Genomic DNA, 15,384 nt, shown 5'->3' with positions numbered 1-15,384 from the left:
GCCAAAAGATGGCCTTTGAATTTATCAGGGGGTCATCTTTTTTCGTGTGTATTGGGTTTCCCTCTCCCTCTTTCCCTAACCGGACAAATGAAAGCACATAATGACAGGTTCTTGAATCAGTCTTCATCTATTATAAGAATCAAGGAGTGGTTAACCGTATGAACTGGATCGAATCATTACAGCTAGCTATTGCATATATGGAAGAACATTTACTCGAAAATATGACAATGGAGCAAATTGCAGCACAAGCTCATATTTCTCCCTTTCATTTTCAACGTACGTTTGCCTTATTAACTGATGTTACCGTAGCCGAATATATCAGACGAAGACGATTAACATTGGCAGCAAATGAACTTATACAGAGTGATCACAAAATCATTGATCTGGCGCTCAAGTATGGCTATGACACTCCTGAATCTTTCTCCAAAGCTTTTCGGAGGCAGCACGGAATTGCCCCCAGTGAAGCGCGTAAGAACAGTACTTCTATCAAATCATATAATCGTTTGGTTATTCATTTAAGTCTAAAAGGAGCAGAACCGATGAATCACAGAATTGTTGAACAAGCTGCGTTTACATTAGTAGGGATAAAGCAGGCTTTCTCTTATATTGATGGGGAAAACTTACGAGGCATAGCCAAGATGTGGCAGGATGCGTATACGAGTGGTACAGAAGATCGTTTATTTGAATTGAATAATGGTGTAATTCAAGGATTATTAGGTGTCTGTGTGGATCAGAACGAGATTCAGGAGAAGCAGATGGAATACTGGATTGCTACGTCGTATGATGGTGAAGTACCTGAAGGATTATCATCCTTTACAATTCCAGCTTCCAAATGGAGTGTCTTTGAAGTCGAAGGTCCAATGCCGGAGAGTATGCAGCGTTTATGGAAGCAGATTATTTCTGAATGGTTCCCTTCCAACCCTTACAAGCATGCGGGTATACCTGAACTTGAAGTATATCCAGGACCTCACCAGCCGCCACAAATCTGGATACCGATAAAATAAAGAGAATGTGAATTATAGTATCCGTTCTTGCCCTCCATTCGGACAAGAACGGTATTCATCTCCATTGAACACTTTACTTCATTTTAACGATGACCTTTCCTTTAGCACTTCCACCTTCAAGATACTGAAATGCTTGCCCGATATCCTTGAAATCATAAACCTTATCAATCACTGGTTTAATGAGACCTTCCTCCAAGTAACCCTTTATTCGCTCTAATTGCAACCCGCTTGGTTTCATAAACAGAAAATGATATTTTGCTTGGTTTTTCTTCTCAAGAGTTGTTATCTTATGGCTCACAATCGATAGCAGTGTGGTCTTTAACCAGCCTAAGTTGGCTTCTCGCCCGAATCTCGCGTTCGGCAAACCGGAAATAGATACTATTTTCCCATTCGGCTTAAGTACTTGGAAGGATTTTTCCAGCACCTCGCCTCCTATCGTGTCATACACCGCGTCATATCCCGACAGCATTTCTTCAAAATTTTCTTTACGATAATTGATAATACGATCGGCACCAAGGGATTGGACCAATTCGTAACCTCTATCACTGGCAGTAGTGGCAACATAAGCTCCCATTAATTTGGCCAACTGGATGGCGAACGTGCCAACCCCTCCTGATCCTGCGTGAATCAAAATTTTTTGGCCTTTCTGAAGGTTCAAAATTTCGTAAAAGGCTTGATATGTCGTAAGACCGACCAGTGGTATGGATGCTGCTTCTTCAAAGTTTAAGTTTTGGGGCTTCAGAGCGATGTCTTCTTCATGGACAGCAATGTATTCAGCCAAAGTTCCAATTCTGTCTTTACGAGGTCTTCCATATACCTCATCTCCAGGTTTATAAGCGTTTACCTGTTTACCCACCTTGACCACAACACCGGAAAAATCATTTCCAAGGATCAATGGCATCTTGTAATTCAGCAGGAGCTTTACCTTCCCCTCCTTTATTTTAAAATCAATCGGATTTAAGCTTGCTGCATGGATTTCCACCAATACATCATGATTTCCGATTTGAGGAATAGGTATTTCTTTCTGTATCAAGGGAACATTCTTCCCGTATTTCTCAATTACCATGGATTGCATTTAAATCACTCCATTACGTTTAAGAGTTTAAACATATGAACATATTATATCTAACACGTTAACAAATCAAGCATAATATCGTGATATCCAGACTGGAAGCTGGGATAAGGCTTACCTCTCTTCCAGTCTGAAGTCAAAATCCATCATAATACGCGTTAAATAATATACCATAATCTTAGGAAACAAGGACCGCACCAATCTTTTTAATTCGGGTCAGTTAGCGGTATACATCCTGTCAGAACTGCTCCACCGTCAGGGTGGTTACTTACCATAAGTTCGCCTCCATGTTGCTTCATCATTCGTTGTGAGATCGTTAATCCTAATCCACTGCCTCCAGTTGCACGACTTCGAGACGTTTCCCCACGATACAGAGGTTCAAAAACGCGCTCTAATTCTTCGAAAGAGAAGCCAAGTCCGGTATCACGGATAATAAACCTGATTTTATTGCCGTCTTTAAAGCATTGGACTGTTATTGCGCCACCTGATGGCGTATATCTAACGGCATTCTCCAATATATTGTTCATCGCACGCTCCAATACATACGAATCTCCGTTAATACAACAACCGTCAGTTAATTGGTTTAAGATAGAAATATGTTTCTGCTCAGCTTGTGGACTCACACTCTCTATCGACCTTCGGAGGATCTGTGTTAAATCTAGCGTTCTTGTGTTAAGTTCACTTTCCAAGTACTCCATTTTTGTAAAAGTGAAGAGGTCCTCAACCAATCGATCCAATTGAGCGGATTTCTCTTTGCATACGGCAATATATCGGGTGACCTTCTCCGGTGACTGAGCTATTCCTTGTTCCAATCCATCCAAATACCCCCGCAAGGCAAACAACGGTGTGCGTAAATCATGTGCAACGGCTGCGGTGACAAATCTGCGTTCTTCCTCAAGCTCCACTTGTTTACGGTGGGATTGTTCAAGCCCCTTCACCATAACTTCGAATCCATCACGGACTTCGGCAATTTCCGTGATTCTGGATTTAGGTAATTGGACTTCCCAATGTCCTGCTGCAATTTGTCTGGCCGCCTTGCTCATTTTCTCAAGAGGTTTAAGAAGGAATCTTCTCATTTCAACTCCAACCACAAAGAAAGAAAGCAGCAGTCCGAAAAATGCAGCAATCATTGGAACTCCGTTGGATTTAGGCAGATAAAGAACAACCCTCCCCAGCAATTCCCCATCCTTTATGACAGAGAACTGTTCGGTCGACGAGAATCGACTGTGACGCTTCGGGCTGGAACGATATATTTCCGAATTGGACGCAGATTCAATCTCCACATCCATCTTTGCTTTGCTCAACTCAGTATGAAGTTCGTTTTGCCAACCGGTATCCGTCCATTTATCCGTACCAACTTCAATCATGTGGATCATCTCACTGAGATGTCTTTGCAGCGTTTCATTTTGCTGTTGGCTTGTAGAGATGCTAAACGACTGAGTGTCCATAAAGTGAGCCGTGACAAAAAAGATCCAAGGCAATGTAAGCAAGAAGAATAAACAAAGCATAGTAAATGTACGAATACGGAGTTTTCTCATGTTACACTCCCTCAAAACGGTATCCTACTCCCCACACGTTGATGAGGAATTGTGGGTGGTTTGGATCGGATTCAATTTTTTCGCGAAGCCGGCTAAGATGAACCCGAATGGTATGCCTGTCGCCTACACCTTCCCAAAACTTTGCAAGCAGTTGTTCGTAGGAGAAAACCTGCCTCGGGTGCTCCGCAAATAATCGCAACAACTCATATTCTTTAGGTGTAAGCTCGACTTTTCCCCCTTCGACCAGGACTTCTCTTGCAGTCAGATTTAACTGGATGCGTCCATAATCCAAGATCTTCCCTTTCATGGGTTGCCTGGAAGTAGTGCGACGCAAAACGGCTTTCACTCTGGCAACAATTTCCCCAGGCGAAGCCGTTTTAACGATATAATCATCTCCTCCGAGCGTAAGGCCACGGATCTTGTCCACATCATCACTGCGAGCACTCAAGAAAAGGATTGGAACATTGCTGTCCCCTCGAATTCGACGGCATAGCTCAAACCCGTTTTGTCCCGGCATCATAATGTCCAGTACAATGCAATCTATGGAATGCTGTTGCAGTATGGCCCAAGCTTGTTCCGTATCGCAAGCAGTCTTTACGTGAAATTGGTCGTTCTCTAGAAAGTCCCTTAATAGCTCGACGATGCTCTGATCATCATCTACAACAAGTATCGTATGATACATACTCATGCTTATCCCACCTCTGCCATCTAGTTTATCATTTTTTCTTCCTTTACCAAGTCGAGACTAAATTCTGTGATGATTTGTTTATCGTTTTGTGACCTTTTTAGGACTTCCTTTGAGATATTCGTTTGTTACGATTCTAACTGTGAGTACGGACGACTTAAAGATAAGGGGATGGATGAAATGTTAACTGTTCAGATCGTGTTATTTGATGGCTTCGACTTATTGGATGCCGTTGCACCTTACGAAGTATTTTGCGCCGCTTCTATGCATACCAACAACGCCGTAAGAGTAGAGATGGTCACGGCTGAAGGTCCAAGACCAGTGACTAGTGGTATGAATGGTTTGACAATTGAAGCGAACAACACTCTTGACCCGGAACGTGGGGGTATCATCCTTGTGCCTGGGGCAGCCGGTAATGTTGAAGGAGATGGTCCAGACTCGATTCCTGCCATTCTTGGTAAAGCCATGAATACGGAATTGACTACAATGATCAAGACAGCTCTCGACCACAAAGACATCTTAGTCGCTACAGTCTGCGGTGGTTCCCTCTTGTTAGCTATGGGAGGACTCCTGGAAGGAAGATCTGCTGTAACACATCGTTTGGGTATGGATTTACTTGGTGCGACTGGGGCAATTCCTGTCCCGGCACGCGTAGTGGATGATGGTAATCTGGTTACTGGCGGCGGTGTGACCTCGGGGCTTGATGTTGCGTTGTATCTGGTCGAACGTGAACTGGGGCCACGTATCGCACACGAGATAGAGCAGCTGTTTGAGTATGAGCGAAGAGGAACCGTTTGGAGAGCAAAAGGCATTGCACCCAGCACTCACAAGTCGTTGACGAACAACGAACCGAACATTGTAATGAATCAAACGGTAGTGACCTCTGGCATATTGCTTAATGAGAAAACTCAGACAATCGTCTTTGATGGGAATTGGGACACAACAATCGCTACACCTGTCGGTAAACTGGAGGTCAAACTCTACATAAAGACAATTTCCGATGTGATCCAGGGCACAGCAACACAAGGTAACGAAACAATCCCATTTTTGAACCCTGTACTCTGCGACAACAAGTTAACCTGGAGCCTGTCAATTACCAAACCTATGCGTTTGAATCTGAAATTCGAAGTTGCCGTGGATGGAGATCAAATGAATGGAATCGCTAAGGCTGGCCTTCTTCCTGCTTCCAAATTAACAGGAAAACGAATAAACTAGCCTGGTTAGCTATGTGCACAAAAAAGAGTTTCGGGGGTTGTAGTTTGATATGAAGAAACGAGGAACGTTATACGGATGGCTGGCCTGCGTCAGTATTTTCTTTATTGTGTATGCTCTAGTGAAGAACTATTGGATAGACCCTGAAGCTTCAAGCTTTTTAAGCCATAAGACCGGTTCGAAGCGTGAGCTTCATCTTCCGATCTGGCTGAATGTCATGTACGTTCATGTTGCGTTTGCATGTTTGGCCATGGCGTCTGGATTACTCAACTTCTCTAATCGGATTTTTGAAAAGAGCCGCAGGTTCCACCGTATAAATGGTTATGTTTACATTGTGTCCGTAGCGCTTGTTGTACTGACTTCCGGTTATATGGCCCCTTACGCTACTGGAGGGAAAATAAGCAGTATCGGTTTCAATGCGCTTAATATCATCTGGCTATTCATTACGATTACCGCTCTCATTCAAATTAAACAGAAACGAATGGTTCAACACCGGAACTGGATGATTCGAAGTTATGCCTTTTGCTTCACGAACATGTTGATTCACCTCATCACTTCCCTTTTTCATCTGGGATTCGGGTTGGCTTATGTTACAAGCTACACTGTAAGTATTTATGGCTCTATTGCTTTGCTGCTAGTTATTCCAGAATTCATCATCAGAATGAACTTCAAATCAAGAACAGCCCCCGAATAATTTTTCGGAGGCTGTTCTGCATTCTAGGTTGCATCTGCCCTGAGTGGAGCTTTACTTAGTTAACATCAGCTTACTGCGGCAGTCAAACGGATCACGGTTAACTCCGGTTTTGCGAAGAAGCGCAGAGGCATTCTGGTGGTTCCAATTCCTCGGTTGACATATAGCTTTAGCGGCTTGCTTTGGCCTTGCAAGGAGTATAGTCCTGCGACATATTTGTGAGCTAATGCAGTTGTGATAAGCGGTTTGATCAAAGGAATTCTGACTTGCCCTCCATGGCTATGGCCGGACAGCTGCAGGTCAATCGGATATGCGCTCAATTGATCCGCAACATCAGGTTCATGAACGAGTAGCAGGTTGAAATCCTCTTTACGGAGCGATTGCAGCGTACGCTTAACTTGCGGCTTTCCAAGCAAAAAATCATCGAGTCCCGCTATGTTTATTTTATCCCCTGTTGCGGTACGGATCGTATGCACCTCATTGACCAGTACGGTAAATCCCGCGTCCTCCATATATTGCTTATACTTTTGGCTGCCGCCGCCTCCCCTGTCGTGATTTCCGTAAACCGCATATTTTCCGAGAGGGGCGTTTATTTTCGCTAACATTCGCTGTGCTTTCTTTCTATTTTCCGAGCCAAAGCGTGTGTAATGATCCATTAAATCTCCAGTGAACACCACGATATCTGGCTTCAGACGATTCATACGATCAACTAAAGATTGAAGCTGATCCACCGAATAATCAGGACCCAAGTGGGTGTCAGAGAATTGCACGATTTGAATTCCATTCATTGATATTGGCACAAATTCATTGACGATATCCAGGCGAGTTACTGCCAGAGCTTTGGGTTCAATCTCCCTTGCATAACAGCCGATTCCTAATAGAACAAGCAACAATGCAATGGTGATCTTTCTCCATTTCACTTCGTCAGGCTTTCCTTGATCTCATTCCAAATCGGATTGTCTGCCGTACCACGTACTGGCTGCTCTCCTTTTTCAATGGCATCCCAATACTTCCAGTTGGGCTTCTCACTGCCTAATTCATAGTCCATCCCATCCCATGTATCTTCACGAAATGCATAGAAAGCCCAATGCCATCCGTATTCATTAAAGATAGATATCAGATCCGCCATGTATCGATCTGCACCTTGAACCATTCGGTTCGTTCCGAATTCCGAAGCTATAATCCGGTTCGCAGGTATGTTATGATCAGAAGCCCACTTGGCGACAGGCTCGACAAATTGTTTCAGAGTCTGACGGTTAAACTCTTTTTCCGTCTCATCATCTCCAACCTTTACGCTCCCCGGATAAGAATACGTAAATCCTTTTTTCTTGTTCTGGCTTGTCATCTCATAAGGCTCATACATATGAAAAGCATACAGCACGTTAGGATCATCAATCGGTTTCAGATACGTAAAGGCCCAAGGCGTTGCGTAGAGCCCCGAATCCAAAATGATGGGAGTTGTCTGGTCTACCGTCCTGATCTCTTTGGTTATCGTGTCATAGAGTGAATTCAGATCAGCTGCGGTATGTTCCACTTTGGCATACCACTCTGAATAATCCTGCGTCCAGAAGTCATGAAAACCCGTACCCGTTTCCGGATGAGGCTCATTAATCAGGTTATAGCCGATGACGGCAGGATGATTCTTCAATCGTTGTGCAAGATCCTTCCAAAACTGAGCGGCCTGCTTGTGATATTCAGTATCATTCCAGATCCGATCATCATTTTTGGCCCCGTTGAACTGCCGCCAACGATCTCCTGGTAAGCTAAGCACCGTAATAATCACTTTCATCCCTTTAGCTTCCGCGGCGTCCAGATCCGCTTTGAGTCGGGCAAAATCTTCTTCCACGATACCTTCGTACTTATCCGAGCTGCCTATCAAAAAATCTGCGTTGATATTGGCATCTGGCTTGTCGTTAAACAAAAAATCTCGATCCTTACTCCACTTATCGGGCGCAAGCCGTACAAACTCTATGCCCTGTTCCTTGGCTGCTTCATAATTGTCAGGGAGGGATGTGGAGTTCATAAAATTAGTCCCTTTTCGCTGTTCATTCCAATAGCTCATTTTCTCCGAAGGAACGGCCTCCTTCTCCTCCTGACTGCTGTTCATCCCTGAAATCTCCAATGGCTTTGGAGAAGCTGAATTAGAACTGCATCCAGCTAGTGCAATCAAAATGGCCGCTGAGAGTAAAACATTTTTTCCGATAGGCCAACTCGATTTGGTTGATATTTTCTTCAAAGTCAATCACCTCGATAGCCATCTTACCCGTTGTCTGTTACGCCAATATGACAAAACGAGCTATTATCCAATCGGAGTTCCATCGGGCAGTTTGATATCTGGTTTTAACAGAACGACATCCCCTTTTTCGGGTATTCCTCCCAGAACCAATACTTCTGATTTAAACCCAGCTATCCGGCGCGGTGGAAAGTTGACTACTCCTATGATTTGTTTCCCGATCAGTTCCTCGGCGGCATATCTTTTAGTAATTTGTGCACTAGAATTTTTTATTCCAATGTCTTGTCCAAAATCAATCTCAAGTTTGATCGCAGGCACTTTCGCTTCTGCAAAAAACTCAGCTTTTGTAACGGTTCCGACGCGAATATCCAGTTTCAAAAAATCATCAATGGTAGCCATATATATATTCTCCTCTTCTACTTGTCTAATGGTTAGAATAATTCCTGTAAATTCATGTCAAGTTCGATACTCAGAAACGTTAGAAATGGTATAAGGCAATGATTTTGCCCAAAAATAAACCCCCATGCCGAGTACGGTCATCATCCCGCCTATAAACTGAAACAGAGAGATGGTTTCTCCCAGAAATACAAAGGCGAGTATGATGGCAAGAACAGGCTCTCCAATAATACCCACAGATAAAGTCGTTGCGCCTAAAGATTTCAATAATAGATTAATTAGTAATTGTCCAAAGATGGTTGGAATTATGGCAAGCAACAAGAAATACATCCAATCTGAAGTGTTATATCCGGTCAGGGAGATATGATTGAATAGACTGTAGATAAGCAAGACACTTCCCGCAAGGAAGAAAACAATAACGCTGTACACATTTGCATTGATTTTATGACTTACTTTTTGTCCAGCAAGCATATATGCCGAAACCGCGATTGTACCTAATAAAGATAATCCATCTCCGATCAGTGCCTCTCTTGACACCCCGATGTCGCCCCATGCGATAATGACTGATCCTGCAAGAGCAGTGACCATGCATAGAATGGTAACCATGTTTGCTCGTTCCTTGAAGATGAAGTATGACCCGACCATTACAAATAAGGGCTGCAACGATAAAATGACCATGGAACTTGCAACAGAGGTATGCACCAATGACTCCATCCAAAATAAGAAATGTAACCCGAGAAAGAGTCCGGCTAACAACACAACACTCCAATCTTTTTTGTTCATCTTAAGGTTTCGAAGACTTTTCCAAGGTACAAAAGGAAGCATTAGTATTACAGTTATGAACAATCTGTACATCCCAGCTACAGAGGTTGGCGTCTCTGAGGACTTTATCAATATGGAAGAGATTGAGATGGACAGAATGCTGATAAAAAGCAACAGGTACGGATGAGGCGGATACAACGATTTATTCATTTCTAAACTTGCTCCTTCAACATGTTCTATCCAAATTCTGTGCACAGGATTATAGTGATAAAACAAAGATTGGATATAATAATATCATCGTTAATCTTTTAATTGTGTAATAATATCGCTATATTATATATAAATATCATCATTCGAAAGGACACATTTAAATGTCAAAGCAGCTTCACGAGACGATTCTTTTTCCTGATGCTTCATTTCCATATATTATGTACACGGCTAATTCCGAGAAAATTATTCCTGAAGGTAGGGGATTTAATGACCTGCATTGGCATGAAGAACTACAGATTACATTGGTTACTCAAGGAAGGTTAGTTATACAGGTAAACGGTATGGATCATGAGCTATTGGCTGGTCAAGCTATCCTAATTAATAAGGGAGTTCTGCATGTTACGACGCATCTGACCCACAACGGACAATATGTGAGCTTTAATTTCCCTGAAAAGCTATTAGCCTTCTACGCGGATAGTGCCATGGAGAAAAATTATGTATTACCTTATACGGACTCTGCCCTGGTGTCGCTGGTAATCAAGGGCGATGTAGAATGGCAACAGATTGTGCTAGATATGTTATGGGATATGAAAAAGAGATTTGATATGAAAAAAAAGTGGGGATGGGAATATGAGGTTTCCATTAAAACCGTACAATTGTGGCTAATATTGATTCATAATATTACGCTTTCCTCCGATGAGGCGCCCAAATATGTAAAACTTCAGCAAGAGCGCCTTCAACTCATGCTCAGCTTTATCCATCAACAATATTCAACGAATATCACACTGCAAGAAATTGCTGAAACAGCACATCTGAGCATCTCGGAGTGCACACGGAGTTTTAAGAAGACCATTCATATGACACCGTATGATTACTTAATTAAGTACCGGATCAAAAAGAGCATGGAGTTATTAATTTCAACCGATTATACAGTAACCGAAATAGCTCATAGAGTTGGTTTTAATCATGTAAATAACTTCATTCAGTCTTTCAAAAAACATCAAAACCAGACACCTAAGGGTTTTCGGAATTCGAGTAATGAGATCAAACAACAAAGAAAGAATTAGTCTGTTTTCTCTGTTGTTCTGCTCAAAAAAACCAATCCGCTTTCCGGATTGGTTCTTCTTCTTACATTACTTAAATCCAACATTAAGTCCATATACCGGATGAGGTACATACGGCTCTTCCAAGCGCGCCATTTCTTCTGATGTTAATGCAATCGACAGAGCTTCAGCTGCATTTTCGAGATGGGATGTCTTCGTAGCGCCAATTATCGGAGCCGTAACCGGATTCTTGTGCAGCAACCAGGCAAGAGCGATTTGTACACGGGGAACGCCGCGTTTTTCGGCGATTTCTGCAACCCGCTCTACCACCAATTGATCGGTGCCGGCTGTCGCATCGTATTTGGCCTTTTGAACCTGATCCGTCTCGGAACGTTGTGTTGTTTCCTGCCAATCCCTGGTCAACCGACCAGAAGCAAGTGGGCTGTAAGGAATTACTCCGATTTTCTCTTCCTGACAAAGAGGCATCATTTCCCTTTCCTCTTCACGGTATATCAGGTTATAGTGGTTCTGCATCGATACAAAGCGAGTCCATCCATTTCTCTCGGCGACATACAAAGCCTTTTGGAATTGCCATGCTGACATGGCAGAAGCACCAATATATCTTGCCTTCCCTGCCTTCACCACATCATGTAATGCTTCCATGGTCTCTTCAATAGGGGTATGGTTGTCCCAGCGGTGAATTTGATACAAATCCACATAGTCCGTTCCCAGCCTCTTGAGGCTCTTGTCGATCTCACTCATAATTGCCTTTCGAGAAAGTCCGGCGCCATTCGGACCATCATGCATGCGGGAAAAGACTTTTGTTGCAAGGACAATTTCATCTCGATTAGCGTAGTCCTTGAGAGCCCGACCGAGGATTTCCTCACTTGTTCCGCCTGCATATACATTTGCTGTATCAAAGAAATTAATGCCTAGCTCCAACGCTTTCTGAATGACGGGACGACTATTCTCTTCATCCAGCACCCATTGATGAAATCCATGCCCTGGTTCACCAAATCCCATGCAGCCAAGACAAAGTCGAGATACTTCCATGCCTGTATTTCCTAATTTCACATATTCCATTGGTTAATCCTCCTCAGACATTTAGGTTGAGACAACGTTGTAACGCATGTGTCAAGAATAACAAGGAAACAGATGCATTTCTTTGCTGCTAAGCTCATTAGATTTGTTTATTTAGCTCATTTGTCTCGAATAAGGAAAAAGCGTTTCACGATATTTTATCGCGAAGCGCTTTACACAAAAGTTGCACATAGTCACTTGTTATTAGAGTATGGACAGAATATGCTGGCCCTATTTAATCTTTTCCTCGCTTCGTTTGCATTGCTGTCTAAACTCCGAGGGCGGAAGCCCGAACTGTAGCTTAAACACTTTGGAAAAATGGGCAACGTTTTCGAAACCTGTTGAGAAACAGACGTCGGTGACGGACAGAGACGTCTCGGCCAACAGTTTCTTGGCTTTGTCCAGCCTCTGATTACGAATCCACTTCAAGGGTGAAGTGTGGTATAGCGTCTGAAAATCCCTCTTGAAGGTAGACAGGCTTCTGCCGGACAAATAAGCCAAATCTCTTATGGAGATGGGATTCGTTATATTCTCCTCCATTATTTTGCCAAAGTTACTGTTTTGATTATGATTCGGTTGCAGTAGTTGATGTAAGAATTGTTCATTGGCTTGCGCCAGATGAAACAGAAGTTCCATAAATTTAAGCCGGACAAGTCCATCTTGTACCTTGTCTGGATGTTCGAAATAGGGTTTCAATGACGCTATATAAGAGCGAGTGAGTTCATTGACCGGAATAATGGACACTGGAGTGATTTGATTCACGCTATTTGTCTGTTTGAAGCCAGAAAACTGAACAAACTCTTCGAGCATACTTTCATTCAGGAAAAACATCATATAATCCAGCATAAATTCAGAGCCGGGTTCACCCGACTTTATGTAATCAATACGAATCAATTTGTGAAGAAACACCATTTCATCACTGCGCACAGTGTACTCCTGATCCTTGAATCGGACCGTATACACACCCGATATAACGAACAACAACATGTGATCTTTCAGAAAAAATGAACCTGTTGTCCCCTGTGTATGCAAACAGAATTGAATAACGGATAACCCATTCTGTTTTAAGCTTCCTTGCTTGTCTGGTGCACGTTCCATCTCTTGTGGTGCCTTGATTATCTTTCCGTTTCTCATGGACATGGATAGTCCCGCCTTTTTAGCTTTTAATAATAGGATAACAGGAAACGGAAATCAATGTTTTTGGAATGATGTCCATTTGAATGAGACGATATACCTTTTTTACAGTCTCAGAAGATCTAAGAGGATAATTTCTTATGAAAAGAAAAACAGCCCGTGATTAGGGCTTAAGGCTGTTCATTGAAAATGTATGTGCACTCATCGTTCAGAAAGGATCATCTGCGAAACAGAGTCACGTTCGACACACTGTATATTGATCCTGTAAGTAGACTCAACAGCCTCTCCTTTTAACATTTGAATGAGTACATGTCCAGCAAAGGAGCCTGCGTCTGTTTTGGGTTGTCGAAAAGTCGTAAGAGGTGGATTTAAGTATTCGGATACATGTATGTTGTCAAATCCAATAATGGATAGATCTTCGGGTATGGAGACCTGATGTTCTTTAAAAGCCTCTAAGCCTCCAATGGCCATTTCATCATTCGCAAAAAAGACTGCCGTTGGAAGCTCTCCCTCCATTAGCAACTTGGCTGCGTTGTAGCCACCTGTTTTCAGAAATTGGCCGCCAAGTCTCCAATTCTCATTCTCTTCCACCCCTGCTTCATGCATAGCTCTCAGATAACCCTGATATCGCATCAGATTACAATCCGAACTTAAAGGCCCGCTAATATAGGCTATTGCGCGGTGACCTTTATCCAGAAGAAAACGGGTTGCCATATAACCACCTTGCTCATCATCCATCAGAACATTTACAATATGCTCACTATGGAGTTCCCGGTCCATCACTACAATAGGAAATCCCGTTTCGGCAGCCTGCAACAACAACTCATCTTCAATATTTTCAGCGATTACAATCACGCCGTCCAGCCTTCTCTCCCTGATAAAGCGTGCAGCTGTCGATCGCTCTCCGCCTAAAGAGCTGCATACGATCAAGTCGTATCCCTGACTTATGGCGCTGGATTCAATCCCACTCACCAAGTCGGAAAAATAGGGGACGGACATATCATGAACAATAACACCAATCGTTTGTGTGTTTTTTCGCTTTAATTCGGATGCGGCTCCATGCTTGATGTAATTAAGCTCACTTGCTGCTGCAAGTACTTTCTGTCTTGTGTGCTCACTTACATGTTTTTTGCCGTTGAGTACATAGGACACGGTTGAACTCGCGACACCCGCTAACTTTGCTACGTCTTTAATCGTTATCATTAAATACTCCCCAAGAAGACTGTTATTGGTTCACTGACACATGAATTCTTATATCTTTCACCGCATTTTAACACAGTCATCTTGGGAAGTGCACAAAAAGTTACAATACAATCATTCTGAAATTTCAAAATATATTATCGATCAGGTCCAAATACAAGATTGGCAGATTGTTTGGCTTGTTCAATAACCTCCATCACCTTCTCGCTATGCTCAAGCATAGCTGTGACTTTCTCCAGATCTTGTTCACGAATCATACGCTCGAATTCAACAAACTCGTCATACATGCGATGAGGATGATCCTTAATATCTACCCGAATCGGCGTTTCCTTATGAAGCGCAAGATCAAAGGATTCACATTTGTTGGCCGAGCTCGTCATATGGATATATCCTTTATTCCCTTGGATGTTCATTGCATTGGGGGCTGTGCTGTCTTTGGAGCCTATGCAAACACACTTGAACTCACCGTAGTCCAAAAGCAACATGCCTGAAGTGTCAATTCCGCGTTCCACGTTGGCCCAGTATTCCACCTTCTTCGGGCTTCCGAAAAGCCCTACGACCAGATGAATATTATACAAATTAATATCCATCAAGGCTCCACCAGACATTTCCGGATTAAATGCTGGCAGCACTTCTCCAGCCTGAAAAGCCTCATAGCGGGATGAATATTGGGAATAGTTACACTCCACAATTTTGATGTCACCCAGTTTGCGCAGATTCTCCTTCATAGACAAATAGTTCTTCAAATATTGGTTTGTGATGGCTTCGACCAACACTAGCTGTTTTTGCCGTGCAGTCTCTTTAAGTTCAAGAAATTCTTGCAGGTTGGAAGTGAACGGCTTCTCACAGATAACATGTTTGCCGCCCAATAACGCTTCTTTGGCATATGCATAATGAAGATGATTCGGAAGCCCGATATAGATCGTATCCACTTCATCATTCGTAATCATTTCGCTATATTCTAAATGTATTCGAGCAATTCCATACTGCTCTTGCAGAGTCAGCAATTTATCCAGATGACTAGGTCTGGAACATATGGCCTCCAAGGTAATCGCTGGAATTTCATGAATAAAGCTCAATAGATCCTTTACAATCATTCCAGCTCCGACAATTCCGAGTTTCAT

General features: G+C 42.8%; 15 protein-coding genes. 4 read left to right on the top strand and 11 right to left on the bottom strand.

Going from position 1 to position 15,384, the window contains the following annotated elements; genetic code table 11:
* The first annotated feature begins 158 nt into the window (after positions 1 to 158).
* Positions 159 to 1,004, top strand: a complete 846-nt coding sequence (locus BLS14_RS05590; protein ID WP_090949959.1) for an AraC family transcriptional regulator — start codon at positions 159 to 161, stop codon at positions 1,002 to 1,004.
* A gap of 73 nt (positions 1,005 to 1,077) precedes the next feature.
* On the opposite strand, the gene BLS14_RS05585 is transcribed toward BLS14_RS05590, so the two are convergent.
* The 3 genes from BLS14_RS05585 to BLS14_RS05575 form a co-directional block, all read right to left on the bottom strand.
* Positions 1,078 to 2,079: an NADP-dependent oxidoreductase gene (locus BLS14_RS05585; protein ID WP_090949958.1), complete on the bottom strand. Its 1,002-nt coding sequence runs from the start codon at positions 2,077 to 2,079 to the stop codon at positions 1,078 to 1,080.
* A 203-nt stretch (positions 2,080 to 2,282) separates the two neighbouring features.
* Positions 2,283 to 3,614, bottom strand: a complete 1,332-nt coding sequence (locus BLS14_RS05580) for a sensor histidine kinase (RefSeq protein WP_090949956.1) — start codon at positions 3,612 to 3,614, stop codon at positions 2,283 to 2,285.
* Position 3,615: 1 nt separating this feature from the next.
* Positions 3,616 to 4,302 carry a response regulator transcription factor gene (locus BLS14_RS05575; protein ID WP_090949953.1) on the bottom strand — a complete coding sequence of 229 codons (687 nt, stop codon included), beginning with the start codon at positions 4,300 to 4,302 and terminating at the stop codon, positions 3,616 to 3,618.
* A 177-nt stretch (positions 4,303 to 4,479) separates the two neighbouring features.
* Here BLS14_RS05575 and BLS14_RS05570 point away from each other — a divergent pair, with 177 nt between their 5' ends.
* Together BLS14_RS05570 and BLS14_RS05565 are read left to right on the top strand one after the other, a co-directional pair.
* Positions 4,480 to 5,514 carry a DJ-1/PfpI family protein gene (locus BLS14_RS05570; protein WP_090949951.1) on the top strand — a complete coding sequence of 345 codons (1,035 nt, stop codon included), beginning with the start codon at positions 4,480 to 4,482 and terminating at the stop codon, positions 5,512 to 5,514.
* A gap of 49 nt (positions 5,515 to 5,563) precedes the next feature.
* Entirely contained in the window at positions 5,564 to 6,205 is a 642-nt protein-coding gene (locus BLS14_RS05565; RefSeq protein ID WP_063564982.1) for a DUF2306 domain-containing protein, read from the top strand.
* Between the two features lie 65 nt (positions 6,206 to 6,270).
* Here BLS14_RS05565 and BLS14_RS05560 read toward each other — a convergent pair whose 3' ends face one another.
* From BLS14_RS05560 to BLS14_RS05545, 4 genes are all read right to left on the bottom strand, one after another.
* Complete coding sequence (locus BLS14_RS05560) at positions 6,271 to 7,122, bottom strand: metallophosphoesterase (RefSeq protein WP_090949949.1); 852 nt, start codon at positions 7,120 to 7,122, stop codon at positions 6,271 to 6,273.
* The gene (locus tag BLS14_RS05555; RefSeq protein WP_090949947.1) at positions 7,119 to 8,309 is read right to left on the bottom strand and encodes a glycoside hydrolase family 5 protein; all 1,191 of its coding nucleotides are present in this window, start codon (positions 8,307 to 8,309) and stop codon (positions 7,119 to 7,121) included. The genes BLS14_RS05560 and BLS14_RS05555 overlap by 4 nt, the downstream gene beginning before the upstream one ends.
* Positions 8,310 to 8,501: 192 nt before the next feature.
* The gene (gene csaA, locus BLS14_RS05550; protein WP_063564985.1) at positions 8,502 to 8,834 is read right to left on the bottom strand and encodes a chaperone CsaA; all 333 of its coding nucleotides are present in this window, start codon (positions 8,832 to 8,834) and stop codon (positions 8,502 to 8,504) included.
* Positions 8,835 to 8,891: 57 nt separating this feature from the next.
* Positions 8,892 to 9,803, bottom strand: coding sequence for a DMT family transporter (locus tag BLS14_RS05545; RefSeq protein ID WP_090949945.1), 912 nt, complete (start codon positions 9,801 to 9,803; stop codon positions 8,892 to 8,894).
* 161 nt (positions 9,804 to 9,964) lie between these two features.
* On the opposite strand from BLS14_RS05545, the gene BLS14_RS05540 reads away from it, so the two are divergent.
* Positions 9,965 to 10,870 carry an AraC family transcriptional regulator gene (locus BLS14_RS05540; protein ID WP_090949943.1) on the top strand — a complete coding sequence of 302 codons (906 nt, stop codon included), beginning with the start codon at positions 9,965 to 9,967 and terminating at the stop codon, positions 10,868 to 10,870.
* A gap of 66 nt (positions 10,871 to 10,936) precedes the next feature.
* On the opposite strand, the gene BLS14_RS05535 is transcribed toward BLS14_RS05540, so the two are convergent.
* From BLS14_RS05535 to BLS14_RS05520, 4 genes are all read right to left on the bottom strand, one after another.
* Positions 10,937 to 11,929, bottom strand: coding sequence for an aldo/keto reductase (locus BLS14_RS05535; protein WP_090949941.1), 993 nt, complete (start codon positions 11,927 to 11,929; stop codon positions 10,937 to 10,939).
* A 228-nt stretch (positions 11,930 to 12,157) separates the two neighbouring features.
* Positions 12,158 to 13,066: a helix-turn-helix domain-containing protein gene (locus BLS14_RS05530; RefSeq protein WP_090949939.1), complete on the bottom strand. Its 909-nt coding sequence runs from the start codon at positions 13,064 to 13,066 to the stop codon at positions 12,158 to 12,160.
* 195 nt (positions 13,067 to 13,261) lie between these two features.
* Complete coding sequence (locus tag BLS14_RS05525) at positions 13,262 to 14,263, bottom strand: LacI family DNA-binding transcriptional regulator (RefSeq protein ID WP_063564991.1); 1,002 nt, start codon at positions 14,261 to 14,263, stop codon at positions 13,262 to 13,264.
* A gap of 134 nt (positions 14,264 to 14,397) precedes the next feature.
* Positions 14,398 to 15,384 (bottom strand): Gfo/Idh/MocA family protein, encoded by a 987-nt coding sequence (locus BLS14_RS05520; protein WP_072732864.1) that lies wholly within the window; start codon positions 15,382 to 15,384, stop codon positions 14,398 to 14,400.

Origin of the sequence: Paenibacillus sp. OK060, from assembly GCF_900101205.1 — a bacterium.
GTDB lineage: Bacteria > Bacillota > Bacilli > Paenibacillales > Paenibacillaceae > Paenibacillus > Paenibacillus marchantiae.
This window is presented reverse-complemented; position numbering and strand designations above follow the sequence as displayed.

Bases quoted from the DNA above. Each gene is read 5' to 3' on its own strand.
- BLS14_RS05590 (WP_090949959.1), top strand. From the start codon at position 159: ATGAACTGGATCGAATCATTACAGCTAGCTATTGCATATATGGAAGAA.
- BLS14_RS05585 (WP_090949958.1), bottom strand. From the start codon at position 2,079: ATGCAATCCATGGTAATTGAGAAATACGGGAAGAATGTTCCCTTGATA.
- BLS14_RS05580 (WP_090949956.1), bottom strand. From the start codon at position 3,614: ATGAGAAAACTCCGTATTCGTACATTTACTATGCTTTGTTTATTCTTC.
- BLS14_RS05575 (WP_090949953.1), bottom strand. From the start codon at position 4,302: ATGAGTATGTATCATACGATACTTGTTGTAGATGATGATCAGAGCATC.
- BLS14_RS05570 (WP_090949951.1), top strand. From the start codon at position 4,480: ATGTTAACTGTTCAGATCGTGTTATTTGATGGCTTCGACTTATTGGAT.
- BLS14_RS05565 (WP_063564982.1), top strand. From the start codon at position 5,564: ATGAAGAAACGAGGAACGTTATACGGATGGCTGGCCTGCGTCAGTATT.
- BLS14_RS05555 (WP_090949947.1), bottom strand. From the start codon at position 8,309: ATGAACAGCAGTCAGGAGGAGAAGGAGGCCGTTCCTTCGGAGAAAATG.
- csaA (WP_063564985.1), bottom strand. From the start codon at position 8,834: ATGGCTACCATTGATGATTTTTTGAAACTGGATATTCGCGTCGGAACC.
- BLS14_RS05545 (WP_090949945.1), bottom strand. From the start codon at position 9,803: ATGAATAAATCGTTGTATCCGCCTCATCCGTACCTGTTGCTTTTTATC.
- BLS14_RS05540 (WP_090949943.1), top strand. From the start codon at position 9,965: ATGTCAAAGCAGCTTCACGAGACGATTCTTTTTCCTGATGCTTCATTT.
- BLS14_RS05535 (WP_090949941.1), bottom strand. From the start codon at position 11,929: ATGGAATATGTGAAATTAGGAAATACAGGCATGGAAGTATCTCGACTT.
- BLS14_RS05530 (WP_090949939.1), bottom strand. From the start codon at position 13,066: ATGTCCATGAGAAACGGAAAGATAATCAAGGCACCACAAGAGATGGAA.
- BLS14_RS05525 (WP_063564991.1), bottom strand. From the start codon at position 14,263: ATGATAACGATTAAAGACGTAGCAAAGTTAGCGGGTGTCGCGAGTTCA.
- BLS14_RS05520 (WP_072732864.1), bottom strand. From the start codon at position 15,384: ATGAAACTCGGAATTGTCGGAGCTGGAATGATTGTAAAGGATCTATTG.